We start from the raw sequence: 25,401 nt of genomic DNA, 5'->3' as shown, positions 1-25,401 counted from the left end.
CCCAGTAGTAGGTAGGTTACCCCCCCAATTGTGTTGCACTCTTAACCAACGTTGGTCTCTCGATTTTTTCTCCCGAAAGAAGACTAGTGCATAACTCCGCTGGCGATTTTGCGTTTGTCTAAGAGATTGGAAAAACCGCATGCAAAAGGACGGTAGCTTCCTATTAATTGTCACTAGATGTGAAATTGAAACCCTCATTCGGGTGGGGGCGATATACCACCAGCTTTGTAGCGATTGTCGTCATTCCAAAAAACAAGAAGGTGACTCTGATTTACCAACAAAAAACAGGGTGGAGCCACTTGGTGACTCCACCCTGTTGGGGGATACGAAGATTGTAATCATCCGATCACTAGGCGATCGACTGATCGCGTCGCTGCACGTCTTCCAAACGGATGACATCCCAAGCCAAACCGAGCTTTTCCAGTGTCAAAATCGCCCAGTAAGTGGGGTCGATTTCCCACCACTTGTGACCTTGAGCAGCGACTCGCTGGTGGGCGTGATGGTTGTTGTGCCAACCTTCGCCGAAGGCCAGCAAACCGACCCACCACAGGTTGGTGCTGTCGTCGTTGGTTTCGTAGTTCCGGTAACCCCACATATGAGTCACCGAGTTCACAAACCAAGTCACGTGCATCACATAGAACATGCGAACGCCGGTGCCCCAGAACAGCATCGACAGGCCCGAGTACATGCCACCTTCCATGCCGATGAACTGGCCGTAGTAGCCCAGCAGGAACAGGAGTCCCGACAGGATAAAGTGGCTCGGCAGGAACATCTTGTGCAGAAACAACATCATCGGGTCTTTGAGCAAATCGCCCGCATATCGCTTGGTGAGGTCGTCGCTCAGTTTCTTGCCCCAATCAGGAAGGAACCAGAACATGTGCGACCACCAGGCTCCATCGCGTGGCGAATGAGGATCGCCATCTTTATCACTGTACTTATGGTGCTTTCGGTGGTTGCCAACCCACATCAGGGCCGAGCCCTCGCCGCTCAAACCGCCGAGCAACGCCAGCAGCCAGCGAATCGGCTTGTACGTCTTGAAACTACCGTGGGTGAGCAATCGGTGGTACCCCATGCAAACACCCAGCGAACCGGTCGCGTAACTCAACACGATGCACACGGCCAAGGCCTGCCAAGTGAAGAAAAACGGCGCGGCCAGCACCAACATGTGAATCACACCAATCCAGATAGCGACGGGCCAATCGATGCCCAGCGCCCAGGTGGCTTCGGAATTCGCAGGGGGTCGGCCGTCAATCAGTTTGGGCTCGTTCGCATCCTGCGGTGCCGCGGTGGTTTGCGGCAGCGGTTCGGTAAGGGTCGAACCGCTCTCGTTCGTGTTGGAAGAATTCAAACTCATAGACCTCATCGTCTCCGCCAGGCAAGCGAGTGGGTGCGTCGTTTGGAGCTCGACGCTCTTGGTTGCCTAAGTGTTCATGAACTGCGGACAAACTCAACAGGGATTGGCCGCAAAAATGGTTGGAGTGAGAAAAACGGGAGGGCACTACTTTCGCAGCATGGGAGAGCTAGGCCCAAATACCTTGCTACGAACAGCCTAAAAGATAGGTTTTTTCACCTGAATGGGCTACCCCACTGTACCTTGGGCTCCAAAAAACAGGGTCTGGCGAAATGCCTGCACTGCATACGCAGCTATCTCTGGTGCTGTTCGCCCGCGGAGGCAAGAAACAGCGAACCCTTCGAGCACGGCCCAACGCTCTGGCAGAACTCAAAGCGGGGAGAGAAAGGGAGAAATCTGGCATCCCTGGTCGGTGAAAGTGAATTCTATCGCTCCGGTTTGCCCGGTATGCAGCACGTCGGCCCCAGCCTGCCGGTAGCTATCCGCCACATTGCGGTCAACCTCACCCCGCCCGCCGCTTACCACCACACAGCGGGGTTGGCTCCAGGCAGCGAACCCCGGCGGGTCGCTCCGTCGGCTTCCATGATGGGGAGCGAGCAGCACGTCGCAGGGAAGCGTGTCGCTGGCCATCACCTGCTCGATGCCTGGCGACTCCAAATCGCCCGGCAGCAGCACCCGATGCCCGTCGCACTCGACGGAGAGCACCACGCTGTTCGAATTGTCGCTCGCCAGCCCACCGAACTTGTCGGGAAACAGTACCTCCGCGTGGGACGAACGGTCGAGCGTCAAACGCTGGCCCATCTCGATCACTTGGATCGGAATGTCATGAGCAAGCAGCAATTGCTCCAACTGCTGCGGGGCCGATTGAGGGCTGCGATTCGGATTCGCTGCAAACATGTGCGGCGACACAAACACGCGCCCCACCTTAAAGCGATCGACCAATCCTGGCACCGCATTAAAGTGGTCGACGTCGGGATGCGAGAGCACCAGGCCATCGATGCGGCGGATACCTCGCGACCACAGGTAAGCCGAGATCGTCTCAGTCGCATGGCTCGGCGAACCGAGCGAGCCGGCATCGTACAACAGTGTGGTGCCATTGGGTGTGGTCACCACGCTGCACACCCCATGACCGACATCGAGAAAGGCTACCTGAAACTCGCGCGGCTGCTGACGACTGGCGAGCACCGGCAACGTCCCCACCACTACCCACAGCGCGAGCACCTGTCCGGTACGCTGCCAGCTCCAACGGAACCCACCCGCGCACAACAGCAGCGCCAGCAGCGCGTACCAGCCGAGGGTCCACCACCAGTCGGGCGCGGGGGTCCAGTGGTACGCCTGGGGCAGTTCGCTGCTCCCCGACACCAGCGAGTCGAGCCAGCCAAGCGAACCGCGGCAGAGCGAAGCGAGCAGTGGCTCGGTCGCAGGAATCAACCAACCGACAATCAAGAAGCCGAATCCTGTGATCAGCGAACTGGCGACGCACAAGAACAACGGAACGCATGCCAGAATGGCTACGGGAGTGACCAGATGGTAACGCTCCAACAACAGCGGCAAGCTCACGATCCACACCGCCAGCGTCGCGGCCACCGTCCAGCCGACGTACGCGGCGACTCGGCGACCAGCCCGCACGTGCCACGGTTCGACCGAACGCAACAACACCTGCAAGGGAGTCAGCGGAGCGAACCAACGGACCGACGAAAACCACAACAACACGACCGCACACAGAAAACTGAGCTGCGCACCAGTGCGAAACAAATCGGCCGGGTTCAGCAGCAATACGACGATCAGCGCCAGCGCGAGCGAGTTGCCTGCGAACGGATTGCGACCGCACCAGAGGGCCAAACAGGCAACCTCGGCCAGAATGGCCGCCCGCATCACTGGCGGGTGCCCTCCCGTGAGCACCGCGTACAAGGCAACCAGCACCATGGCCAACACCAGCGCCCACCGGCGTGGTATCCACCCCATGCCGAGCAAGGCCATCACGAACGAAATAAGCACCCCCGCATGCAAGCCCGACACCACCAGCACATGCAGCGTACCAGTCACTCGGTAGGTATCCACCATCTCTCGCGGCATGGCATGGCGGGCACCGAGCAGGATGGCCGCGGCGGTCGGAGCGTGCTCGGCTCCCACGGTGTCCCACAGTCGCGATTGCCAATGGCTTCGCAGCCGATCGACCCACCGCCAGGGCGACCAGTCACTCGCCTGCTGCACGACCGTCACGCACTCAGGCGACGAGCTCCGCACAAAGCACAACTGGCGATCAGCCCGCGAGTGCTCGGCGAAGTCGAACTCCCCAGGGTTCATCGCCGGCGATGGCTGCCGGAGTTGACCGAACACCTGCACGCAGTCCTCAGCAGCGACTTTCAACAAGTGGCCATCGACGATCAACTCGCACTCGCCCGAAGCAGGCTGCCAGTGATCGCCATGGCGGACATGCGTGACCCGAATCCGCAACTGACTCTTCTCGCCTTGAGGAATGGCTCGATAGGCCGAAGGGGGTGGAGCAGCCATCCGCTCCGGCGCGGCGACTGCCACCGCCCGCAAGCAACAAGGGTACGGCTCGAGCGAGGCCATTCGGCCCACTTCGTCGGTGGCAAACAAGTTCCAATGCCAGTGATGCCAACCACCCGCCAGCGCGGTGCAGGCGGCGAGAAGCAACACACAAGACAACGATCGCCACCGCTGCTGACGTGCGATGACCCACCAACCGATCCACAATCCAATTGCCAGGAGCCACCAATGCATGACCGAAACCGAACCACTTGCAGCCGAGTCACTCCACGAGCGATCGATAACGATGCCCGCTGCGATGGCCGCGACCACCGGCAACAACGGGGGCGCACGCCGCGAGCGCGGGCGGTTTTTGCTCGATGTAGTACGGACAGGGGAAGCCATGCAAAGTGCTAGCAAGGGTGTTAGATTCCTACCTAGTTTAACCAGTTCCGCTGCTTGATGGCGAACGCCTCGGCCAGCAGCCGCGTAGGACCTGGAGATGCGGCCAAGAGTCCCCCCGTGGTCGCTTGTTCGTAGCGAAAGGGATATACTCGCCGGATGGCGGCGAGCAGTCGAAATGCTTGTAGCCACGACTCCCGCCCGCGCTGTGCCGGTCGCTAGCACCGGTCCTTCCTCAGCACCACCATGGAGGATGTTCCGCGATGAAGACTGTAATTTTGACGTTAACCGAGCTGACATTATGGGTTGCAGTTGCCCTGTTTTTTGTCAGCGGATGCAACACTCCCGAGCCTTCGACGCCTCCGAAACCGGCCGCCGAAGAAGAGGCTCCCCCCGCCGAGCCGGAGGTAACCACCGAGCCGGTAACCGAACCTGAGGTGACGACCGAACCCGAAGTTACTGAACCTGAAGTAACGACGGAACATGAGACGATGGAACCTGAAGCACCTACGGAGCCGGAAGTTACGGTTCCAGAAATCTCGGTGCCAGAAGTGACGGTACCCGAGATTACCGTGCCTGAGATTGAGGTACCTGAAACACCTGAGATAATCGACGAGAGTAACGCAGCCGATGAACCAGCAGAGGAGCCGACGACGTTGGTCGCCGAAGCCGAGCCTGCCCCTTCTACCCTAGATGAGCCGAAAGACGAAACGATGCCGAGCGAACCCCAGGCGAGTAGCTCCGCTGCCGAACGTGTAGCCGACGTACCACTCATCCCCCGCGATGTTCTGTTTGGAAACCCCCAACGCGTACAAGCCCGCATTAGCCCCGATGGCAAATGGCTGGCATTCATCGCGCCGGTGAAGCCCGAAGGCGAAGCCGACAGCGAAGGTGTGCTGAACGTATGGGTGGCTCCCGTCGACGACCTCGACAGCGCCCACCCGGTGACCACCGACACCTTGCGTGGCATCCGTGGTTTCGACTGGGCGTACAACAACGAGCAGATCATCTACAACCAGGACAAAGGGGGCGACGAGAACTGGCATGTCTACGCGACCAACGTGGCCGATCGGGCGACGATTGATCTCACTCCCATCGATGGCGTGAACGCCCAACTGATGGGCGCCAGCGAGCAGTTTCCCAACGAAGTGCTGATCGGCCTGAACGATCGCAACCCTCAACTGCACGACATCTATCGCGTGAACCTCACCACCGGCGAGCGCAAATTGATTCAAGAGAATCCGGGTCTTGCCGCGCTGATTCCTGACGACAACTACAAGGTTCGCCTCGGGTTCACGTTTACTCCCGATGGTGGTCAGGCATGGCTCACTCCGAAGGGTGAACCGGGCGAGAAGGGTTACGCCGACTTCGACATGTCCGAGAAGTTCGGCCCCGAAGACGCCATGACCAGCGGCCCTGCGGGCTTCGATAAGTCGGGCAACATTCTGTACTACCAGGACAGTCGCGATCGCAACACGGCTGCCTTGTTTGCCAAGAACCTCGAAACCGGCGAAAGCAACCTGCTGGCCGAAGACGCCCGGGCCGATGCCGGCGGCGTGCTGGTGCACCCAACCACCCATACGATTCAAGCCGTGTCGTTTACCTTTGCCCGCCGGGAATGGAAGGTGCTCGACGCGACGATTCAAGGCGACGTCGACTTCCTGACTGACTTCGCCGATGGCGAGTTTGAAGTCACCAGTCGCACGCTCGACGACAAGCTGTGGACCGTTGCTTACATCATGGATAATGGTCCGGTGAAGTACTACTTATACGATCGCACCGCCGAAGGCGATGCCAAGATGAAGTACTTGTTTAGTAACCGCGACGATCTCGATCAGTATACATTGGTCAAAATGCACTCGCCGGTGATCAAGAGCCGCGATGGCCTCGACCTGGTGTGCTACCTGTCGTTGCCGCCAGGATCGGATGCCGATGGCGATGGGGTGCCAGACGCCCCACTGCCGATGATTCTCGACGTGCATGGCGGTCCTTGGGCCCGCGACAGCTGGGGCTACGATCCCTCGCACCAATGGCTCGCAAACCGTGGCTACGCGGTTCTGAACGTCAACTACCGTGGCTCGACCGGGTTCGGCAAGGAGTTCATCAACGCAGCCAACGCCCAATGGTCGCGCAAAATGCACGACGACTTGCTCGACGCGGTGAACTGGGCGGTCGATCAAGGCATTGCCGAGAAGGACAACGTTTGCATCATGGGTGGCAGCTACGGCGGCTACGCCACGCTGGTCGGCCTGACTTACACGCCCGAAGTGTTTGCCTGCGGTGTCGACATCGTCGGCCCTAGCAGTCTGGTGACGTTGCTGCAAAATGTTCCGGACTACTGGATTCCGTTCATGCCGGTCATGAAGATTCGCGTCGGCGACGTCGATAGCGAAGAGGGCAAAGCCGACCTGCTAGCCATGTCGCCGCTCGAACGGGTGGCAAAGATTCAGCGTCCCCTGCTGATCGGCCAAGGTGCAAACGACCCTCGCGTTAAGCAACAAGAAGCGGACCAGATCGTCAAAGCGATGAAGGAAAACAACATCCCGGTCACTTACGTGCTGTTCCCGGACGAAGGCCATGGCTTCGCCCGACCCGAGAATCGCACGAGCTTCAATGCGGTGACCGAAGGGTTCCTGGCCGAGCAACTTGGTGGTCGCTACCAACCGATCACCGACGACTTTGTCGGCTCGAGCATCCACGTGCCGGCTGGTGCCGACGGAGTGCCCGGACTCAAAAAGGCACTCACCGAAGAGCAAATGGCGATGCCTAAGCCCGAAGCTCCCGAAGCCACTGAAGAAACGACCGAGGGCGAGCAAGCCTAACGGCCCACCCGTTGCAATACTCACGAACGCCCAGCCGCCAGTCGCGGCTGGGCGTTTGCTGCTTCGCTCGGCGAGGGTAGATCACTCACTCGCTGATGCGGGCATCGGCAAGTAACTTCATGAATTCTTCTTTGAAAATCCCCTTGCTTTCGGCTCGCAATGCGACGATACTAATTGGCATGCAACGCAATTATTGGCGATTTTTCTGGTTTAGCTTTACCCGCCCGGGTTCCGGGGACGGAGGCTGTGCCTAATTGCCTTGCAGATAGCACGAAACGCCAAAGCCCTGAGAACCCCATGGTTCTCAGGGCTTTTTTTGTTCTTATCCCTCTTACTCCTGTACCCAACTAAACCATGATCATCGTAATGCGGCGTAATGCCACCGAAGAGGAGATCCAGCACATGATTGCCGAAGTCGAAAACGCCGGGCTGAAGCCTACTACCCTCCGGGGCACCGAACGCACGGTGATCGCCGCGATTGGCGACGAACGCAAAGCGGGCGACCTGCGAAAGCTCGAGAGCGCGCCGGGCGTCGACAACGTGATGCCGGTGCTGGCTCCCTACAAGCTGGCGAGCATCGAGTCGCACCCCGAGCGTTCGGTGATCACCGCCGGATCGTTCACCATCGGCGGCAAACACATCGGCATGATGGCTGGGCCCTGCTCGGTGGAAAGCGAAGAGCAAATCGTCGCCACGGCCAAGGCGGTGAAAGCGGCCGGTGCCACGGCCCTGCGCGGCGGAGCCTTCAAGCCCCGCACGAGCCCCTATAGCTTCCAGGGTCTGAAGGAAGAGGGGCTGAAGATGCTGGCGGCCGCTCGCGAAGAAACCGGCCTGGCAGTGGTGACCGAAGTGGTCGCCTCGGAGGATGTCGACCTGGTAAGCGAATACGCCGAAGTGCTGCAGATTGGTGCCCGCAACATGCAGAACTACCGCTTGCTCGAAGCGTGTGGTCGCAGTCATCGCGCGGTGCTGCTCAAGCGTGGTCCGAGCGCGACCGTCGACGAACTGCTGCTGGCGGCCGAATACATTCTCGACGGTGGCAACCCGAACGTCATGCTGTGCGAGCGTGGCATTCGCACCTTCGAAGCCCACACGCGATTCACCTTGCCGCTGGCTACGGTCGCCTGGTTGCAGGCCCGCACTCACTTGCCAGTGGTGATCGATCCCAGCCATGGCACTGGGCATACCACGCTGGTTCCGTCGATGGCCAAGGCGGCGATCGCTGCCGGGGCCGATGGCATTATCGTGGAAGTGCACCCCGATCCCGAACACGCGAAGAGCGATGGATTCCAAACGCTCGACTGCGAAGCGTTCGCCCAGATGATGGCCGATTGCCGCCGAGTGGCCGAAGCCGTGGATCGCACGATGTAGTCGATGCCTGAAGGCAAAAAAGTTGGGTATACGAACAGCACCAGCCCCGTCGAACGGCGAACCGTTTGGCGGGGCTGGTGCGTTTTTTGAGGGTGTTTTTGGTTTCGCTTACTTCACCGAGCTGGCAGCCTCGTGCACCTGGCGGTTGCCTCGCACGATGACAAAGCGGCCTGTCGAATCCTCGGCAACTGCCATGCCAGCCAGGGTGGTCGCATCGGCCAGGCTCTCCACGCGGTCGCGAATTGCCTCGGCATCGGCTCCCGGGTAGAACTCCACCCAGCAGTCGAGTTCGGCCTTGTCGACCGTCGTGATCAGAATGGTCTCCCCATCAATCGGCACCCAGGCCAGATCGAGCGGAGTCAAGCAGGTATCGAGCGCCACGTTCCATTTGGTATTCTCGATCGAGGCCGCCATCGTCGCGCGAGGGCGAAGGTCCTGGTCGGCCAGGTGCTGCCAATCGACGAGCACCACCAGACCACTGGTTTGATGCCAGTACTCAAACACATCGACCAGCGGAGTCCAGTCGACAAAGGCAAACGTGGTGGCTCGCGCGAGTGGTTCCTGGAGCTGGGCGAGGCGCGGTTCGATGGAAATGAGCCGCGAGGGGTACTTGGTGCGAGTCGCCAGCCCGCGAGCCTTGCGTAGCCGCTCGCAGAAAATCAGCATCTCGTATTGCACGGGGGTGGTTTGATCGACCCGCAGAGTTTTGCCATCGACCTCCAGCTTGGCGTCTGGCTCGTTCCAGCTCGCCGGGGCGACGAACTTGCGAACCACGTCCGCCAGCTCACTTGCATCGCCAGTTGCTGGGCAGAGATCGGCCACGTCTTTGTAGTGATGATTCCACCAGCCTGCGGGTCCACGCTTGGTGAGCACCACGCCGGTCGGGGTGGCCTCGGCCGTGAGCCGTACCTTCTCGGCAATTGCCGAAGTGGCTTCGAATACCGTCGAGTCGTTGGCTTCCACCGAAATGGGCTGCGTGGCCGTGATGCGGGCCATCTCCAGCGCCGAGGGGCGGATGGTGATCGGCACGCTGGCGAGCCGCGACAGTTCGTTGGCTGCGGTGTAGAGCGGCACGTTCCGCCAGGTGACCGACGGCAACGTATCGGCCAGACGAGCTTCAAGCTTACCGGCGCCGAATTCCTCGGAGTACGAAGGACCACGACTGGCCGAACCGGGCTCGAAGCGTAATTCGCTTGGCACCAGGGCGACGCGAAGCGGATCCTCGGGCTGATCGCCGGCATCTGGTAGCGGGGTCTCTTCCGCGGGAGCGGGCGATTGCTCCTCAGACGTCGCGGTCGCCCCCTCGCCTAACAGCAAGAGATCGAGATTCGAGGCATCGACCCTTAGCGGATCGATCGACGGCAAGGTGTCGGGCACCCGTTCGGCAGCGGCTGGTTCTTCCACCTCTGGGATAGCCGGCGGCTGCTCCTCGTCGAGCGCTGGCAAGTCGGGCAGCGCGTTCGGAGTGTCGTTATCCGGTAGCTCCGGCAGCTCAGCGGCCACCGGAGGAGTTGGCTCGGGGGGAATGTCGGTGTCGGTTTCGGTTTCGACAACCGGCTTCTGGACCTCCACCGGGTCGTCTTCTGGCTCCGCAAACGTCGCGGGAGCCGGAGTCTCTACAGTCGGATCGCGCTGAGCGACCTGTGTCGGGGAGGCAGTGTCGCCGCCACCCATGAACCAGGCAGCGGCCAGCAGCCCCAGGGCAAAACAGGCGACCGAACCACCCACGCTCACCAGTAACGTGGTCGAGCGTCCCGTTGCAGCCACGGCTGCTTGTTCGGCAACCGCTTCCTCAGCCAGGGCATCGCTGGCCATCGGCTGGTCGGCTAATGTCTGATTGAGCGTCGACTCCACGGCCTCGCTTGAGAGGTCTTCGGCTGGTAATGGAGAGTCGGCCACCGGTTCGGGAGCGGAGGGAGTACTCGGCTCGGGCGACGTTGATTTAGGGGCGGCTGTGGTAAGTAGGTCGTCGAGTTCGGCACCGAAATCGCTAGGAGCTACCAGGCCTTCCACGGGTGGCTGGCCCGTTGCGATTGGAGCGGAGGGGCTTGGAGCTGCGGACGCCGGCGTCGCCGGATCAGCCAGGGCCGCGGGGGCTGCAATCAGCACCATACTCTCGCACTTCGGACACGCATGGATTTGCCCGATAGTCCCCGGGTCGCGGACCTTGAGCTTCGCTCCGCAGGTTTCGCAGACAATCGAGAAGGGTTCCATTGCGACCGGTGTATAACGAGGAGGAAGTAGGGCAAGCCGGTGTGATCTCTACGTAGGCCATTCGCCTGGGGATCACATGAATATTCCAGCTTACCACACTCGTACGATACGGTATGCAGCACAATCGGAGAAATCAGCAAAGGCAACAGGCAAGATTACGAGAAAAACAGGATTCTCCCTCAATCTCTACAGTTGTCGTGGCGTTTTGCCGATGCCCGCATTCGTGCGTTACCAATTTCCAAGCAAAACCAGCACCGGACACTTCGCCTGCGACGACCCATTGCGGCCGAAAATCGTAGAGCCTCGAGGCTACTTCGGCACAAAGATCTCCGGCAGCTCATCCCCCCGTTTCTCGGCCTGGGCGCGGGTGGTCACCAGTACTGCGGGATCGATCGAACCAGGACGGGTACCCAACACATAGACCAGCTTCTGCTTCGGATCGTCAGGCCCGCTGGCAGTCTTGTCGGGGTTGGCCAGGCGGAGGATGCTCACCAGTATTTCGGCGGCCGGCTTGTCTTGCTCGTCGAGCCCGAACGACTGATTCTTCGTGATGCCGTCGAGCTGCAGATCGCCCCCCATCAGCACGATGTCGACTCCGATATCGTCTCCTAGCAACTGCACGGCGGTCTCTAACGTATCGCGGGCGAAGCTCAACGAGGTGCGCTGGGCGAGTCGCTCCTCGATGCTCTGCGCTGGCGGCTGGTTGCCCGCTACCTGGGGAGTGCTCGCCCCGCCGGCAGCCATGGTTTCCGACAGCAACAGTTCGCCAGCCATCAGCAGGTTATGCCCCGCGGGAGCCGGCAGATACACCCGCAGCAAGGCTTGATCGTTGTCGGCCCCCACTCGCTGGTATCGGCTAAGCGTCCGTAGCATGGCTGGCAAGCGAGCCACCACTGCAGCGCTGTAAGAAGTCGCGGTAATGCCAGCGATTGCCCGTTCGGCTTCGGCCGGCCAGCTGGCGATTTTGTCGGCAAACTGATTGGCAAACGTCCACGGCTTTTGGTCGATGGTCGCAGCGAGACGCACCTCGGCAAAGAAGTCGTCGCCGGCATGCAAACTCACCGCCGCACATCGGGTGCTGTCGGGCAGTAGGTTGAACAGGGGATCGCGAAGGCCCGCCAAGGCACCTTGCCACATGCTGCGTCCTTCGCCGAACAGAAACGCTGGAGCGGCCACCAGCGTAACATGCCGACTGGAGTCGGTCGAGCCGACCACCAATTCCACTTCGCGACGCAGCGGTGGAGCCGCCCCCTTTAGCTCTTTGATCTCGGCCAATGCATTCGGCGAGGCGATCACGAACGTTGGCTCGCGGCCCACCAGCAAGTAATGCTGACTGCTCAGCCGCTGCGACGCCCCCTCGCGAGGTGTCACTACTAGGGTCAGCTCGGTGGCGAACTCGCCGGTTGGGCGAACGCCGATCAGTAGTTGGTCGATCTCTCGAAAGGTCAAACCGGTTTGGTGTTCCAGATAATGCTCAGCCTGCCCGCCGCGTGGTCCGAGCGCGGCCAGCCACTTCTCCCCTTCGGGGGTCGCCATCAAGTCGGCAGGGCGCATGGCGAGAAACATCTCGCACCCCATCGGCAGCCCCGCCAAATCGATGGGTGGCCCTGCGGTCGGCGAAACCCACATGGTCTTGCCATCGTCCTCCACCAGCGCTGGTTCGGCGGGTTCGACGTGATCGGGCTCGCTGGTCGCACGCGACTCGTTGGGCGAACGGTTCGCAGGAGCCTGGCCGGTGGCCTGCTCCGCCAGCGGATCGGCAGGTTGCCCTCCGCCACGCATCAGAGTCGCTACGATCAGTATCACCAACACCACGCAGGCGGCAGACACGGCCGCGATCACTAGGCCCGGCAGTTTACTCTTGCGTTTGGCGGCCCGCTTCTCTGCTAGCGAAACGGTGTCGGTACGAATTTCAAAGTCCGGCATGAGGGTCCGACCATATAAAACAAAAGGTACCTTAGAGTAGGATACTCTAAGTAAGTCGTTTGATCTTGGCTACGTTTGCCGCGCGTTCAAACGCTCCACAGGCGTTCTCTCTCTAGCTTTCAGCAATCGGGCAGGGCTTATTCCGGTCCTCGCTCGTGGCACGCGCCGTTGCTGATGGCCGATGGCAGCACGCGGTGAGCCAACGGCAGTGGTTCTGATCAAATGGCAAAGTTTCTTGGGGGCAAATCCGACAAGCTCCTACAATACCCCAGCTTAAGGCATTCAACCCGGCTGACAACATCTAGCAACGTTGTTTGAGAGAACTGCAATGGAAGCTTTCGAGGCTGTTCAACACTACTTTAACATGGCTGCCGACGAACTCGAGCTGGAGGACGATCTGCGTCCCCTGCTGGCGCTGCCCGAGCGCGAGATCACCGTGCAGATCCCGGTTCAAATGGACGACGACCGACTCGTGTCGCTCATCGGCTACCGGGTGCAGCACAACCGCGCCCGCGGGCCCATGAAGGGGGGACTGCGGTACCACCACGAGGTCGATCTCGACGAAACCCGCAGCCTGGCCTCGCTGATGACCTGGAAAACCGCGGTAGTCAACATACCGTTCGGCGGAGCCAAAGGGGGCGTGGCCGTCGACAGTCGTGCGATCAGCAAACGCGAGAAGGAGCGTATCACGCGCAAATTCGTGGATGAGGTGCACGAGCTGATTGGCCCCGACAAGGACATTCCGGCTCCCGACATGGGAACCGACCACGAAGTGATGGCCTGGTTCGTCAACCAATACAACAAGTACGCGGGTTTCAACCCGGCCGTGGTCACTGGCAAGCCGGTAGAGCACTATGGCATTCCAGGCCGCGAAGAAGCCACCGGCCGTGGAGTCGGCATTCTCACCATCAAGGCGCTTGGCCGCATCGGTCGTAAGCCAGCCAAGTCGACGATCGCCATCCAGGGCTTCGGCAACGTTGGCTCGCACGCGGCCAAGTTTTTGAGCGAAGCGGAGTGCAAAGTGGTCGCCATCAGCGACTTGTCGGGCGGGTACTACAACCCCAACGGTATCGACATCCTGCAGGCAGCCCGCTACTCGCGCGAACATGGCTTCTCGCTGGCTGGGTACCCCGAGGCCGAGACGGTTACCAACCACCAACTGCTGGAACTCGACGTCACGGTGCTTATTCCCGCCGCCTTGGGTGGGGTGATCACTTGCGAAAACGTCGATCGCATCAAGGCCAAGCTCATTGTCGAAGCGGCTAACTCTCCGGTTCGCCCCGACGCCGACAAAGTGCTGACCGAGCGCGGCATCCCGATCCTGCCCGACATCCTGGCCAACGCCGGCGGTGTGACCGTGAGTTACTTCGAGTGGGCGCAGAACCGGCAATTCTACCAATGGAACCTGAACCGCGTTCGCGGCGAACTCGACCACATGCTCTCCACCGCCTTCGAGCAGGTGTGGGACCTGGCGGTCGAACGTCATGTGTCGCTCCGCACCGCAGCATTCATGGTGGGCATCGACCGGGTGGCCCGCGCCATGCGTCTGGCTGGTCAGGCGTAGCCGGTGGCTGAGCTATTTGGAAATCGACTGAATGTAGTCGACTAGTTGCCAGATTTCCTGCTCGCTGAGAGCCCCGTCCACGCCGGGGCGGGGAGATCCCTGGCCCGGCATCGGCGTGCCTGCGATCCCTTGGTGGATGCGGTGAAACAAATCGATCGGCTCACTGCCGCCGCGGAACACGCCGGTCGTTAGATCGTGGGCGGTTGCCTTGCGGGCGTAGAGCTGACGATCGGCCGCCCGCTTGCGACGCACTAGCAACTGGCGATCTGCTACGAGTTCCGCTTCGGATTGATGCCGCTGGGCCTGGCGGAACTCGATCGATTCCTCCAGTACGCCGGTCTCCTTTTGATAGTCGGCGAGCTGCTGGTTCCAGACGTCCATTTCCTTCAGCTCCATCCCTTTGCCGGCGGGGCCATGGCAATCGGTGCACTTCGTGCGAAGCGACTTATACAGCTCCTGTCCGGCCGCGATCGAGTCGGCAATCGCTTGCTCGCTGCGTTCGGCACCCGGCATCAGCGCGGGATCGGGCACCACCACTTGGCTTTCGGCGTCGCGCCAATCGGCAGCGATCTGCGTGAGCAACTGGTCGACGATCTGTTGGTCGGCCTCGTCGGTCGCGGGATCGAACGGCTCGTCGGTGGTCCCTTCCACAAAGTCGGCATCAAGCTGCTCTCCGACAGTCGCGATCAACTGCTGCTCGAACGCCCCGCGGATGGCCAGGTACTTGGTGTACTCCACCAGCGCGTCGAGTCGTTTATCTTCTTCCTCCTGATCCTTCTCGTCTTCGAGTAACGCGAACGATGGCATCGCGGTGCCGGGAATCCCGCGGATTAATACGTCTCGCAGGTCATCGTCGGTCGGCTTCGCCTTCAGGTAGGTCGATTTCCACTTGAACAGTCCCGCGGTGAAGTCACGCGGAGCGGGTACCATCATGCCGGCCGCCGGCCCACGGCCCCGCCCGGTCACGCCATGGCAGGTCGCACAATGCTGACGATACAGCCCACGCTGCAGGTGATCGTCGTCCTCGATGTGTCCCTCGTAGCCAGCCGCGCCAGAGGCCATGGTGAGCAACTCGAGATCGAGCTCTACCCCGTCGGGCACCTGGGGATCGTCGGGCGTGCCGAACAGGTCGAGCATCACCGCAGCGATCTGCTGCTGGTGCTCAAGAATCAGCCGAGCGTCGGCGGCGGCCATGCCGTTGGGTTGGAACTCGGGCGCGGAGGTTTCGCACCCTGCGACCAGCGCAAGGGACGCCAGGAGCCCAAAACCAGCCAGAAGTCGACTTTTCGAAGACCGCCAAAACATGAATAATCCCTGCATCAGAACCGTGGAACTACCCCTGTCAGCCTAGCCAGTTGGGGCCCCTCTGACCATGGGCCTGCTGCCTGTGCGACACTTCGTCGCAGCTGTTCGCAAGGTGCCAGTCGAGGTCCTGATCAGCCAACCAACGCTTGCCAACGTGTAAACTCCTGCCCCCCGCCCTGCCCCGTGACGCACCCCGCCCAACTCGATCCGCAAGAACTCGCCGCCCAATGCAAAGCGACCACTACCCGACGCTCCGGCCCCGGCGGGCAGCATCGCAACAAAGTGGAAACCGCGGTGGTGCTCACCCACGAGCCGACTGGCATCTCGGCCGAGGCGAACGAGCGCCGTAGCCAGCAGGCAAACCGCGAGCAGGCGCTCGAGCGTTTGCGTCTGCGGCTGGCCGTGGAATTCCGCACCGCAGTGGAACCACTGAGCGAGCGGTGGAAACGTCGGACCCAAGGGGGACGAATCGCGGTGAACGTGCAGCACGAGGACTACGCCGCCCTGGTGGCCGAGGCCCTGAACCACCTGGCAGCCCATGATTTCGACACCCGTCAGGCGGCCGATCAGCTTGGCGTGTCGGCCACCCAGTTGGTGAACCTGCTGAAGAAGTCGACATCGCCATTCACGCGGCTTAACCAGGAGCGAACCGAGCGGGGACTCCACCCCCTCAAGTGAATGCACTTTGCAAAGCGGGCCCGCTATCCCCGCCCACGCGCTCGCTCGGCCGGCAATCCTACCCCGTGCGGACCTCACCCCTTACAATTCGAGCTATGAAAGTTTGCTTCTTCGATATCGACGGTACTTTGATCCTCAGCCACGGCGCAGGCTACCAGGCGTTCGCCCGGGCGTTTCGCGATTTGTACGGGGTGACCGATCTCACTCGCGACGTGCCATTCGCTGGGCGGAGCGACCGCGCGATCGCCCTCGACCTGATGACGCTGCATGGCATCGAAGCGACCGAGGACACTTGGCACGAGTTTCAGGAAGTCTACCTGGCGACGCTTCCCGAGACTCTGGTCGCTTGCGATGGCCAGGTGTTGCCAGGGGTCGAAGCACTGATTGCCCAGTTACAGACAATGGACGACGTCGGGCTCGGGCTGCTCACCGGTAATGTGATCCGCGGAGCCGAGGCCAAACTCACCCACTTTGGGCTCTGGCACCATTTTGCGTTCGGCGGCTATGGCGATATCCATCCCCATCGCGACGACATCGCCCGCTCGGCAGTGCTGGCCGCGAGCGATCACCTGAAGCTCGCCCGCAACGACGACTCACGCCTGGTCGTGATCGGCGACACAGTGCACGACATCACCTGCGCCCGAGCCATCGGCGCGTACGCCGTGGCCGTGCCGACCGGCTTCACTCCGATGGACGAACTCCGCGCGGCCAACCCCGACCTAGCCGTGGAAACACTGGAAGACGCCCAAGCATTAGTCGACTGGTTGGCGGAGTAGAGCGGGAGTCAAGTTCTGCCCGACAAAGAGGCTGGCCACGTTATCCACTTGCAAAGGAGCGACCAAAATGTCATTGACTTGCAGCCCATACTCTCTGGCTCGCATCCTTTGTCTACCATTTCTAATCGCTCTTCTCAGCGGATGCGCTGACGATTCAGAGAATCAGAGTCCACCAGGACTTAATCACACGGTATTAACAGCGGACAATCCACCATCTCAGAACCAAGAGTCTGAACCGCACCCCCCACAAAACATCACGACTGAGATCGACTCCACCTCGAACTCCCCCCTAGATAGCTCGAACTCCCCCCTAGATAGTTGGTGCGGTATCTATGCATCAACCTCCGAAGTTGAAGGATACACGGGGACAGTCATTGCTATCGAACCTGCAGCGGGCCACTACTCGAAATTCCTGACGTATCGAAAGCGATATTTCACGGACGTTTCTATAGGCGGCTTAATTGAACAAGATGAGATAACCGGCGAATGCGTGGCCAATTCAGATGTCATCTATTTTTCGGAAGCATATGGCTTCTTAGCCAATGGCCATATAACCCTCGCTGCAAGACTGGATGAATACACAAAAGTGACAATTAACGACCATGTCGTACTTATGAGAGAAGATGCCCTGGAAGCCTACAAAGCAGAGAATAAACTCTATGACTATGGAATCCTCGTTAGGATAGATGACCGCGATCCCACTGCTAAGAGTTTGACTAGTATCAAGCACCCCTCGATCAAGATTCTATATGAAAACACGGATCATGCCTGGAAGGATCCCTTCGTCAACGGAGCTAACCCTCGATAGCCTCGCCTGGATGCCGTTTTCAGAGTACCAGGTCGCACAAGTTGTCAGAACCACTCCGCTGGCAGCCAAAGAACGTTAAGGCATTCTACCGCAAGCGACACCGACAATCGGCAGAACAAGCTTGCCACAATGTCCGAGCCCCTGCGGCCGACTGTCGGTGCTACCCAACCGCTCAACAACAGTCACCACTTGCGGTCAATGGAGTACTGGTCCAGCAGGCTGTCATTACTGACAAGCGGCAAACTCTCCGAGATGGCCTGTGCTACAAGGAGCCTATCGAAAGGATCGCGATGGTGGAACGGAAGTTCGCTGACGATCACCATCTCATCGATTCCCGGCGAGAGGAGACTCCACTTCGACGAGGCCAGGGGAACGGAAAAGAACTTCTCAATGCTCGTTGGTAGCGTCAGTTTGCCGAGGCTCACTTTGATGGCAATTTCCCAACACGAAGCGATACTCAAACACTTTTCGTTCTCATCGCTTTCGATAAGCGACCGTGCCGCCCCGCTTAGCTTCGGGCTGTCGGCCGCATACCAGAGCAAGGCGTGTGTATCGAGCAGAATTCTCACTACTCGGCATACTCCCGAAAGTCTTCCAGCGGCTCGTCGAAGTCGTCGCTCATCACAAGCCCCTTCGCCCAGCCCGCCTGCACCATGCTAGACGGCTCGCCGTTGCGGACCTTGTTTGCATGCTCTTGCAATACTTGCTCAAGCCGCTCACGCTCCGCAGGAGTTAGCTGCTCAATCTGCCTGGCCAGATGTTCTATCGAAATTGCGCTCATGCCTGAATTTTACCACAGGCCGAACAGGACGTGAACAAAAACTCGACTTCCGATCGCAGTTTTTGGGCACTGTTTCCTCCCCACTTTTTGCTTGAAATTGGCCACCAACCTGGTCTAATGAACATTTGTGCGCATCGCGCAGTGGCCGCCGGTTTGCGCCGACCTGGCGGTCGTTGGCCGTTCCGTGTGGTTGTTCGGTGCGAACTTAGTTTCCCACTCCCGCGAAAATAGATTCCCATATGGGAAAATATAATTCCCGACTCCGAGCAGCCCACTTTCCCCAAGTGGTTCCATACCAAGCACTTACAACCATCCCTGGCGGCGAAATCAATTTTCCCAAACAATCGTATTCTGGGAAATGGGAAACTATCGAACGCTGTAAGTGCATCGTCCGCTAGCAATTCAGACTTCCTCCCTTTCCTCTTTTACCTCCCCCTCCATCTACCTGACTCCCTTCGCACTATGGACAACCGCGAGATTGCTGCTGTGTTTGAGAAAATGGCCGACCTTCTGGAGTTCCAGGGGGCCAATCCGTTTCGCGTCCGGGCGTACCGGAACGGTTCGCGGCGGTTGCAGGACCTGCCCGACTCGATTGCGGTGTTGGTCGAGCAGGAGAGCGACCTGACCAAGCTCGATGGCATCGGTAAGGACCTGGCCGAGAAGATCGCCACGCTGGTCAAAACCGGCAGCCTGCCGCAGCTCGAAGAGCTGCTGGCCGAGATTCCGGAGGGGGTGCTCGCGTTGATGCGCATCCCGGGGCTGGGGCCAAAGAAAGCTTCGGTGATCTACAAAGAGTTGGGGGTCGAAACGTTGGAACAACTTCGCGAGGCGTGCGAAGCCGAGAAGGTGCGCGATCTCAAAGGCTTCGGTGCGAAGACCGAGAAGACCATCATGGATGGCATTGCCCTGGCCGAGCGGGCGGGCGAGCGGGTGTACTGGGCCACGGCCGATGAGATCGTGCAGCGCATTCACGAGCACCTGCAAAACTGTAAAGCGGTGGAGCAACTGGCCGTTGCCGGCAGCTACCGACGGGGTCGCGAAACGGTTGGTGATCTTGATTTTCTGGTCGACGCGAGCGACGTCGCGTCGGTGATGGATCATCTCGGCGAATTCGACGACGTGGCCGACGTCATCGCCCGCGGCGATACGAAAATGTCGGTGCGGCTCGACTCGGGCATGCAGGTCGACCTGCGGGTGGTGCCGACCGAGTCGTTCGGGGCCGCGCTGCAGTACTTCACCGGCTCGAAGGAACACAACGTCGTCCTCCGCAGCATGGCCAAAGATCGCGGATTGAAGATCAACGAGTGGGGCGTATTTCGAGTCGATGGCGACAACGAGGAGTACCTGGCCGGCGCGCAGGAAGCCGACGTGTATGCGGCGCTCGACTTGCCGTGCTATCCGCCAGAGTTGCGTGAGAACCGCGGTGAGTTCGACTACACCAGCAAGAAAGACCTGCCCAAACTGCTAGAGCTCGACGACCTGGTGGCCGACCTGCATATGCACACCACTGCGACCGATGGCAAGCAAACCATCCGCGAAATGGTAGCGGCCGCCCAGCAGCGAGGGCTCAAGTACATTGCGATTACCGATCACTCGAAGCGGGTGACCATGGCTCGCGGGCTCGATGCCGATCGCCTAAGAACGCAGTGGGACGAGATCGACAAGGTCAACGACGAAGTCGAAGGCATCCTGGTGCTTAAAGGGATCGAGTGCGACATCCTCGAAAAAGGTGGAATGGACCTGCCGGACGATGTGCTGGCCGAGGCCGACTGGGTGGTTGCAAGCGTGCACTACGGACAGAACCAGGAGCGGCAGCAGATTACCGATCGCATTCTTGGTGCGCTCGAAAACCGCTGGGTATCGGCCATCGCCCACCCGACGGGCCGGTTGATCAACAAGCGCGATCGCTACGCGGTCGACCTCGAAGCAGTAATGCAGGCGGCCAAGGCAAACGGCAAGCTACTGGAACTGAACGCTAACCCTGCGCGACTCGATCTAGACGATGTGCACTGCGCCCGCGCGAAACAGCTAGGCATTCCGATCGTGATCAACAGCGACGCGCACAGCATTCACGGGCTCGACGTACTGCGTTACGGCGTGCTGCAAGCCCGGCGAGCCGGACTAACGGCAAAGGATGTCGCGAACACACGCAGCTGGAAAGCGATGAGCAAGCTCATTAAGCGAGGCTGAGTTTGCGGAGGACTATTCGTCCTCTTCGCTCAACGGGTCGTCCTTCGACCAATCGACTTGCTCCAGCTCGGCGATGAGGGTTTCCTCACTCCCCTCGCGGTCGACAACAATCTCCACCTTGTCGCCCGGTTGATGCTGCGAGATGCGAGTGGTGAGTTCATCGAACGTAAGGATATCGTGCCCATCGAACTTCAGAATGACGTCGCCGGTACGCATGCCAGCCTTTGCGGCCGGCTTGTCGGGGTAGATGGTACGCACGGTCGGCGCGCCCAAATCGCTAAGCTTCACGCCGAGCATGGTGCGGTTCTTGAGTCGCACGCGAAGCTGTGGGTGGGTTTGCTTGAGTTCGTCGACACAGGCGATGCTGGTTTTGGTTTCGACCAACTCGATGATCTCAAGACCTTCGATGCCAGCGAGCTGGCGAACATGCTCGTCTTTGAGTTCACTGCAAGCAACCCGCAGCATGGCGACCTGTCGCAACTTTGCAAGCATCATCACATCGTCGACGGTGCCCTTCCACTGCTCACGGTTGGTGTTCACCTTAATCACCTCGGCATCGAGATTCACCAGGTTCACCCCACCTTGCTCAATGGTGAACTCGGCGCCGAGTTCTTCGAGGTGAGTCTGGCAAAGCTGTTCATAGATTTCCGCGAGTGCCAGTTCGGCTTCGCGAACGATGCCGGGAAAACGCTCGGTGTCGGCCAACACAGTCAACGCGTCCAACTTCAACTGTTCGTCAGTCGACTCGGCGAACTTCTTCAGGATCCAGACCGCGCGATCGGCGGCTTCGAGCGAATCGCCGAGTGCTGCGCGTCGCAAGTAGGGAACCGCTACCGCGCCGGCTTCGCCCAGTGCATCGGTTGCTGCTTCGCGCTGGGCGTACTTGTTCGCGTCGAGCCCGGCGAGCCAGCTTTCGAGTTCCGCCTCGGTCGGCGGGGCCGGCTGCTGTGGCTGGTCGGCCAGCGACTCGCTGGTGGAAGTTACGGGAGGAGCCGGTTCGGCTGCCAACGCACCGGGGATCAACAGCGCCAGGGCAAACGTGAGTGTCAGGGCAACGAGAGACTCTCGCATCATGGACTCGGGCTGGGAAAGGATGGGCGGAAGGAAACGAATGGCGGACTGTACCGAACGACGGCGATGCCGGCTACGTCGATGCCGGATGCTAGCAGCACCTTAGATAAAATAGCGCGAGTTTGCCGGTCGTGCAAAAGTTATGGTGCTGGGGAGTCGATGGAAACGAAAGCCCCGGGTGTTTCGAGTTGCGCATGGCAGCGGAACGCTGGAGCTTCGCTGTTATCATTTTACCCCCCAAATTGCTGCGATTGCCACTCGTGAATCGCTGGTTCCCCCCAATTCGCACTGTTTTTTCGCTGCTAGCCCTGGCCGGGCTGAGCAGTTTTTCGGGCTGCGCCAGCTTCGACATGGCGGGTAATCCGTCGATGCAGAGCGGGCAGCCGATGACCGCGGTGCAGTCAGAACCGGGCGATTATGGGGAGGATCCGCTCACTTCGCTGGTAAGAGCCTTCGATCGATACGTGGTGGACGACGGGCCACCAGAGCCCCGCCCGGCGGCTCAGCCGCGGATGGTTCCACCACAGCCGCTCGCCATGCAGGGGATTCCGCAACTGCAGTCAAAGGTGCGGCAAACCAATGCTGAGCAGCTGCCGAGCGCTGAGGGAGAGCCGACTCGGGCTGAGGAGATTCGTGGTCCGCTGTCTGATCGGAAAAACATGCCGCCGCGGCCGACACTTGGCGGCGAGCCCACCGAAAGCGATCCCTCGGCGACCATGCCCGAACCGCTAGCAATCGTCGATCCACAGACAGCTGGTGAATCGCAGGCCATGGTCCATCCACAGCCAACCATAGGCCCACAAGCTTGCGACGACTGCATGTACTGCGAGTGTTCGCCTTGCGAGTGCAACGCGAGCGGAGTGCCGGTGATGGTGCTCCCCTCGTTCAGTGGACTTGGTTGCCGGCTCCCTTCTCTGCCGAACGTGAGCCCTTATTTTCAGCCACCACTGCAGTCGGCACCGCCGAGCAGGTTCTTTCCGGTGCCATCGCGTCCGGTGTTTGCTCCTCGCGCCGAGAGCTGGGCGTCAGAGTAATTCGGCAAATTTGGTGCTAGCAGCGCGTGAAGCTAGGGCGACTCTACCGGCCTCGGCTTATGCGTTTTAAGCCGATCGTAACGGATGGTCGATCACACCCAAGCACGCCCAGCTTTGGCCCGGGCAGGCACGTTCGTTTGCTATCACCCTGCCCGCATCCACGCACCCGCCCGTTGGCGTGGACTCCACCGACCCAGTACCCACCATGCCCCAAACCCGACATGCCCGCCTAGTGGGTGGACTGCTGAATATCTTCCTTGTTTCCGCCTGCTTTGTCGCAGGCACGTGCCATGGCCGGGAGGTAACGCCGGAGCGGTTAACTCCGCTGGTTCGCGCCGTACAAAAGGCGAGCCCTGCTGTGGTGAACATTCAAGGACAGAAAACGGTTACCGATCAATCGCCTGGCACGCACGATGCCACGCGACAAGTGAACGGCATGGGCACCGGCGTGGTGATCGACCCCCGGGGCTACATCCTCACCAACAATCACGTGGTCGACGGAGTGCGTCAGATCAACGTGACGTTTGCTGATCGTCGGAAGTACGTAGCCAAGGTTGTCGCGTTCGACCCCCGTACCGATCTGGCAGTGATTCGTGTTCGCACTTCGCAGTTGCTGCCCACGATCAACGTCGGTACCTCCAGCGATTTGATGCCTGCTGAAACCGTGGTGGCCGTTGGCAACGCGTTTGGTTATGAGCACACCGTGACGGTCGGCATTGTGTCGGCGTTGCACCGCGACGTGCAGGTGAGCGACACCCAGTCGTACGACGATTTGATTCAGACCGATGCCAGCATCAACCCTGGCAACTCGGGTGGCCCGCTGCTAAACATCGACGGCGAGATGATCGGCGTGAACGTCGCCGTGCGAGCTGGTGCCCAGGGTATTGGCTTTGCCATCCCCGTCGATTCGGCCATGGAAGTTGCGGCTCGCCTGATTAGCGTGGAAGAGACCGAGAACATGTGGCACGGGCTCACCCTTCGTACCGACGCAGCCGAGGGGCAGGTGGTTGTGGAACACGTGGCGGAGGGTAGCCCTGCCGATAAGTACGGCTTCACCCGTGGCGACGTGATTGAGCGCATCGGCGAGATCGAAGCCCACCGTCGGCTCGACATCGAGCGAGCACTGATCGGCACCAACAGCCGTGCGGTCGATGTAGCAGTGGCTCGCTCCGGCGAGTCGGTTGGCTTGAAACTGGCTGCCGAACCACTCCGCTCGAACGGCAGCACTCCAATCGTGGCTGCCAAGTCCTACCACTCCGACGCCTGGGAAACGCTGGGTGTCGAGCTTGAGCCGGCTCCTAAGAACCTGTTTAGTAAAGACTCGCAATATCGCGGCGGTCTGAAGATCGTCGACGTGCGTCCCAACAGCCCCGCGGAACGCGAAGGCCTGGAATCGGGCGACATCCTGGTCGGCATGCACCGCTGGCAGACCGCTTCGATGAACGACATCGACTACATTCTGAAGAAGTCGAACATCGACCAGCTCCGCGAAGTTCGGTTCTACATCGTTCGTAACAACGAAACGCTGTACACCGACATCAACGTCGCCTCGGCGACCTCACGAAGTACGATTCGTCGTTAATCGCTCGCGAGCGATCTTGGTGGAGTGCCCCTGTCGAGAGCGGTGGTTCCTGCAAGAATAGTGAGCAGGAACCAAAGCTCACCATACGACTCGACAGGAACCTTGCCATGGAACTCGATTACGTTCGCTGGCTCACCGAACAGCTTTCGGCCGGTGGCCCGATAGCCCTGGGGATCGGCGACGATGCTGCAGTGGTGAATATCGAGCCCGGTCGGCAACTGGTGGTGACCAGCGACATGATCACCGACCAGGTGCACTTCGACCTCGGCCTGCACGCAGCCGAACGTATTGGTCGCAAGGCTTTAGCGGTGAACCTGAGCGATCTGGCTGCCATGGCGGCTGAACCGTTGGCTGCGGTGGTATCGCTCAACCTGCCGCGCGAGCACGAGCCTCGCCAGCTGGCTGAGCAGCTCACCGAGGGCATGATTCCGCTGGCCGAACAGCTCGGCTGTCCGGTGATTGGCGGCGACACCAACGTCACTCGTGGCCCGCTTGTGATCAGCGTCACCGCGTTCGGCACGGTCGACGCTGGCACCGCTTGGCGTCGTAGCGGCGCCAAGCCAGGCGATCGCATGTTGGTGACTGGCAAACTCGGTGGCAGCCTGCAAGGTCATCACCTCGACTTCACGCCGCGCGTGGCCGAGGCCCTGCAGTTGGCGAGCCAGTACGACATCCACGCGGCCATGGACCTGAGCGACGGGCTCTCGCTCGACCTTGCCCGGATGACCAAGGCGAGCCATGTGGGAGCGGTCGTCGAGCTGGCCAAGCTGCCGATTACCGAGCAGGCAGCACGAGCGGCGGTCGACAGCGGCAAGTCGCCTGCGATGCATGCGCTGAGCGATGGAGAGGATTTCGAACTACTGCTCGCAGTACCGCCAGCGGTGAGTGCCGAACTCCTGGCAACCCAACCACTCGCTTGTGGATTGACCGACGTCGGGGAGTTCACCGCCGACACGAGCCTGGTGCAACTGAATGCCGATGGCACTCGCGAAGCTCTGCTGGCAACTGGCTACGAGCATCGGTAGCTCGGGCA

Annotated in this window: 17 protein-coding genes and 1 pseudogene; 10 read left to right on the top strand and 8 right to left on the bottom strand. The window is 60.4% G+C overall.

What is annotated here, in order from left to right; genetic code table 11:
• Positions 1 to 349: 349 nt before the first annotated feature.
• Positions 350 to 1,354: an acyl-CoA desaturase gene (locus tag Pan181_RS06495; RefSeq protein WP_197528980.1), complete on the bottom strand. Its 1,005-nt coding sequence runs from the start codon at positions 1,352 to 1,354 to the stop codon at positions 350 to 352.
• A gap of 366 nt (positions 1,355 to 1,720) precedes the next feature.
• Positions 1,721 to 4,249 carry a ComEC/Rec2 family competence protein gene (locus tag Pan181_RS06490; protein WP_197528979.1) on the bottom strand — a complete coding sequence of 843 codons (2,529 nt, stop codon included), beginning with the start codon at positions 4,247 to 4,249 and terminating at the stop codon, positions 1,721 to 1,723.
• A 260-nt stretch (positions 4,250 to 4,509) separates the two neighbouring features.
• Here Pan181_RS06490 and Pan181_RS06485 point away from each other — a divergent pair, with 260 nt between their 5' ends.
• Both Pan181_RS06485 and aroF read left to right on the top strand, forming a co-directional pair.
• Positions 4,510 to 7,068: a S9 family peptidase gene (locus Pan181_RS06485; RefSeq protein WP_231943771.1), complete on the top strand. Its 2,559-nt coding sequence runs from the start codon at positions 4,510 to 4,512 to the stop codon at positions 7,066 to 7,068.
• 354 nt (positions 7,069 to 7,422) lie between these two features.
• Entirely contained in the window at positions 7,423 to 8,439 is a 1,017-nt protein-coding gene (gene aroF, locus Pan181_RS06480) for a 3-deoxy-7-phosphoheptulonate synthase (RefSeq protein WP_145246057.1), read from the top strand.
• A gap of 108 nt (positions 8,440 to 8,547) precedes the next feature.
• On the opposite strand, the gene Pan181_RS06475 is transcribed toward aroF, so the two are convergent.
• Both Pan181_RS06475 and Pan181_RS06470 read right to left on the bottom strand, forming a co-directional pair.
• Positions 8,548 to 10,653, bottom strand: a complete 2,106-nt coding sequence (locus Pan181_RS06475) for a hypothetical protein (protein ID WP_145246056.1) — start codon at positions 10,651 to 10,653, stop codon at positions 8,548 to 8,550.
• Positions 10,654 to 10,962: 309 nt separating this feature from the next.
• Positions 10,963 to 12,579, bottom strand: a complete 1,617-nt coding sequence (locus Pan181_RS06470; RefSeq protein ID WP_145246055.1) for a hypothetical protein — start codon at positions 12,577 to 12,579, stop codon at positions 10,963 to 10,965.
• Between the two features lie 328 nt (positions 12,580 to 12,907).
• Between Pan181_RS06470 and Pan181_RS06465 the strand changes: the two genes are divergently transcribed.
• Positions 12,908 to 14,143, top strand: a complete 1,236-nt coding sequence (locus Pan181_RS06465; protein WP_145246054.1) for a Glu/Leu/Phe/Val family dehydrogenase — start codon at positions 12,908 to 12,910, stop codon at positions 14,141 to 14,143.
• A gap of 12 nt (positions 14,144 to 14,155) precedes the next feature.
• Here the strand turns inward: Pan181_RS06465 and Pan181_RS06460 are convergent, their stop codons facing one another.
• Positions 14,156 to 15,448 carry a c-type cytochrome gene (locus tag Pan181_RS06460; protein ID WP_197528978.1) on the bottom strand — a complete coding sequence of 431 codons (1,293 nt, stop codon included), beginning with the start codon at positions 15,446 to 15,448 and terminating at the stop codon, positions 14,156 to 14,158.
• 240 nt (positions 15,449 to 15,688) lie between these two features.
• On the opposite strand from Pan181_RS06460, the pseudogene Pan181_RS06455 reads away from it, so the two are divergent.
• From Pan181_RS06455 to Pan181_RS06445, 3 genes and pseudogenes are all read left to right on the top strand, one after another.
• A pseudogene (locus Pan181_RS06455) lies at positions 15,689 to 16,126 on the top strand (peptide chain release factor family protein); the annotation flags it as partial.
• Positions 16,127 to 16,221: 95 nt separating this feature from the next.
• Positions 16,222 to 16,902 carry an HAD family hydrolase gene (locus Pan181_RS06450; protein WP_145246051.1) on the top strand — a complete coding sequence of 227 codons (681 nt, stop codon included), beginning with the start codon at positions 16,222 to 16,224 and terminating at the stop codon, positions 16,900 to 16,902.
• A 67-nt stretch (positions 16,903 to 16,969) separates the two neighbouring features.
• Positions 16,970 to 17,710, top strand: coding sequence for a hypothetical protein (locus Pan181_RS06445; RefSeq protein WP_145246050.1), 741 nt, complete (start codon positions 16,970 to 16,972; stop codon positions 17,708 to 17,710).
• 182 nt (positions 17,711 to 17,892) lie between these two features.
• Here Pan181_RS06445 and Pan181_RS06440 read toward each other — a convergent pair whose 3' ends face one another.
• Together Pan181_RS06440 and Pan181_RS06435 are read right to left on the bottom strand one after the other, a co-directional pair.
• Positions 17,893 to 18,279 (bottom strand): type II toxin-antitoxin system VapC family toxin, encoded by a 387-nt coding sequence (locus Pan181_RS06440; RefSeq protein ID WP_145246049.1) that lies wholly within the window; start codon positions 18,277 to 18,279, stop codon positions 17,893 to 17,895.
• Positions 18,279 to 18,491, bottom strand: coding sequence for a DUF2281 domain-containing protein (locus Pan181_RS06435; protein WP_145246048.1), 213 nt, complete (start codon positions 18,489 to 18,491; stop codon positions 18,279 to 18,281). Before Pan181_RS06435 ends, Pan181_RS06440 begins: the two co-directional genes overlap by 1 nt.
• Positions 18,492 to 18,953: 462 nt before the next feature.
• Here Pan181_RS06435 and polX point away from each other — a divergent pair, with 462 nt between their 5' ends.
• The gene (gene polX / locus Pan181_RS06430) at positions 18,954 to 20,681 is read left to right on the top strand and encodes a DNA polymerase/3'-5' exonuclease PolX (RefSeq protein WP_145246047.1); all 1,728 of its coding nucleotides are present in this window, start codon (positions 18,954 to 18,956) and stop codon (positions 20,679 to 20,681) included.
• A 12-nt stretch (positions 20,682 to 20,693) separates the two neighbouring features.
• Here polX and Pan181_RS06425 read toward each other — a convergent pair whose 3' ends face one another.
• Positions 20,694 to 21,755: a PDZ domain-containing protein gene (locus Pan181_RS06425; RefSeq protein WP_145246046.1), complete on the bottom strand. Its 1,062-nt coding sequence runs from the start codon at positions 21,753 to 21,755 to the stop codon at positions 20,694 to 20,696.
• A gap of 257 nt (positions 21,756 to 22,012) precedes the next feature.
• Here Pan181_RS06425 and Pan181_RS06420 point away from each other — a divergent pair, with 257 nt between their 5' ends.
• The 3 genes from Pan181_RS06420 (at position 22,013) to thiL (ending at position 25,393) form a co-directional block, all read left to right on the top strand.
• A complete protein-coding gene (locus Pan181_RS06420) occupies positions 22,013 to 22,786 on the top strand; it encodes a hypothetical protein (RefSeq protein ID WP_145246045.1) in 774 nt (257 codons plus the stop codon).
• A 205-nt stretch (positions 22,787 to 22,991) separates the two neighbouring features.
• A complete protein-coding gene (locus Pan181_RS06415; protein ID WP_145246044.1) occupies positions 22,992 to 24,368 on the top strand; it encodes a trypsin-like peptidase domain-containing protein in 1,377 nt (458 codons plus the stop codon).
• A 107-nt stretch (positions 24,369 to 24,475) separates the two neighbouring features.
• Entirely contained in the window at positions 24,476 to 25,393 is a 918-nt protein-coding gene (gene thiL / locus Pan181_RS06410; protein ID WP_145246043.1) for a thiamine-phosphate kinase, read from the top strand.
• The last annotated feature ends 8 nt before the right edge of the window (positions 25,394 to 25,401 follow it).

It is taken from the genome of Aeoliella mucimassa, assembly GCF_007748035.1.
Lineage (GTDB): Bacteria > Planctomycetota > Planctomycetia > Pirellulales > Lacipirellulaceae > Aeoliella > Aeoliella mucimassa.
The sequence above is the reverse complement of the archived record's forward strand: the minus strand, read 5'-3'. Positions and strand labels throughout refer to the sequence as shown.

Bases quoted from the DNA above. Each gene is read 5' to 3' on its own strand.
- Pan181_RS06445 (WP_145246050.1), top strand. From the start codon at position 16,970: ATGTCATTGACTTGCAGCCCATACTCTCTGGCTCGCATCCTTTGTCTA.
- Pan181_RS06470 (WP_145246055.1), bottom strand. From the start codon at position 12,579: ATGCCGGACTTTGAAATTCGTACCGACACCGTTTCGCTAGCAGAGAAG.
- Pan181_RS06485 (WP_231943771.1), top strand. From the start codon at position 4,510: ATGAAGACTGTAATTTTGACGTTAACCGAGCTGACATTATGGGTTGCA.
- polX (WP_145246047.1), top strand. From the start codon at position 18,954: ATGGACAACCGCGAGATTGCTGCTGTGTTTGAGAAAATGGCCGACCTT.
- thiL (WP_145246043.1), top strand. From the start codon at position 24,476: ATGGAACTCGATTACGTTCGCTGGCTCACCGAACAGCTTTCGGCCGGT.
- Pan181_RS06475 (WP_145246056.1), bottom strand. From the start codon at position 10,653: ATGGAACCCTTCTCGATTGTCTGCGAAACCTGCGGAGCGAAGCTCAAG.
- Pan181_RS06490 (WP_197528979.1), bottom strand. From the start codon at position 4,249: ATGGCTTCCCCTGTCCGTACTACATCGAGCAAAAACCGCCCGCGCTCG.
- Pan181_RS06450 (WP_145246051.1), top strand. From the start codon at position 16,222: ATGAAAGTTTGCTTCTTCGATATCGACGGTACTTTGATCCTCAGCCAC.
- Pan181_RS06435 (WP_145246048.1), bottom strand. From the start codon at position 18,491: ATGAGCGCAATTTCGATAGAACATCTGGCCAGGCAGATTGAGCAGCTA.
- aroF (WP_145246057.1), top strand. From the start codon at position 7,423: ATGATCATCGTAATGCGGCGTAATGCCACCGAAGAGGAGATCCAGCAC.
- Pan181_RS06460 (WP_197528978.1), bottom strand. From the start codon at position 15,448: ATGTTTTGGCGGTCTTCGAAAAGTCGACTTCTGGCTGGTTTTGGGCTC.
- Pan181_RS06495 (WP_197528980.1), bottom strand. From the start codon at position 1,354: ATGAGTTTGAATTCTTCCAACACGAACGAGAGCGGTTCGACCCTTACC.
- Pan181_RS06415 (WP_145246044.1), top strand. From the start codon at position 22,992: ATGCCCCAAACCCGACATGCCCGCCTAGTGGGTGGACTGCTGAATATC.
- Pan181_RS06465 (WP_145246054.1), top strand. From the start codon at position 12,908: ATGGAAGCTTTCGAGGCTGTTCAACACTACTTTAACATGGCTGCCGAC.
- Pan181_RS06425 (WP_145246046.1), bottom strand. From the start codon at position 21,755: ATGATGCGAGAGTCTCTCGTTGCCCTGACACTCACGTTTGCCCTGGCG.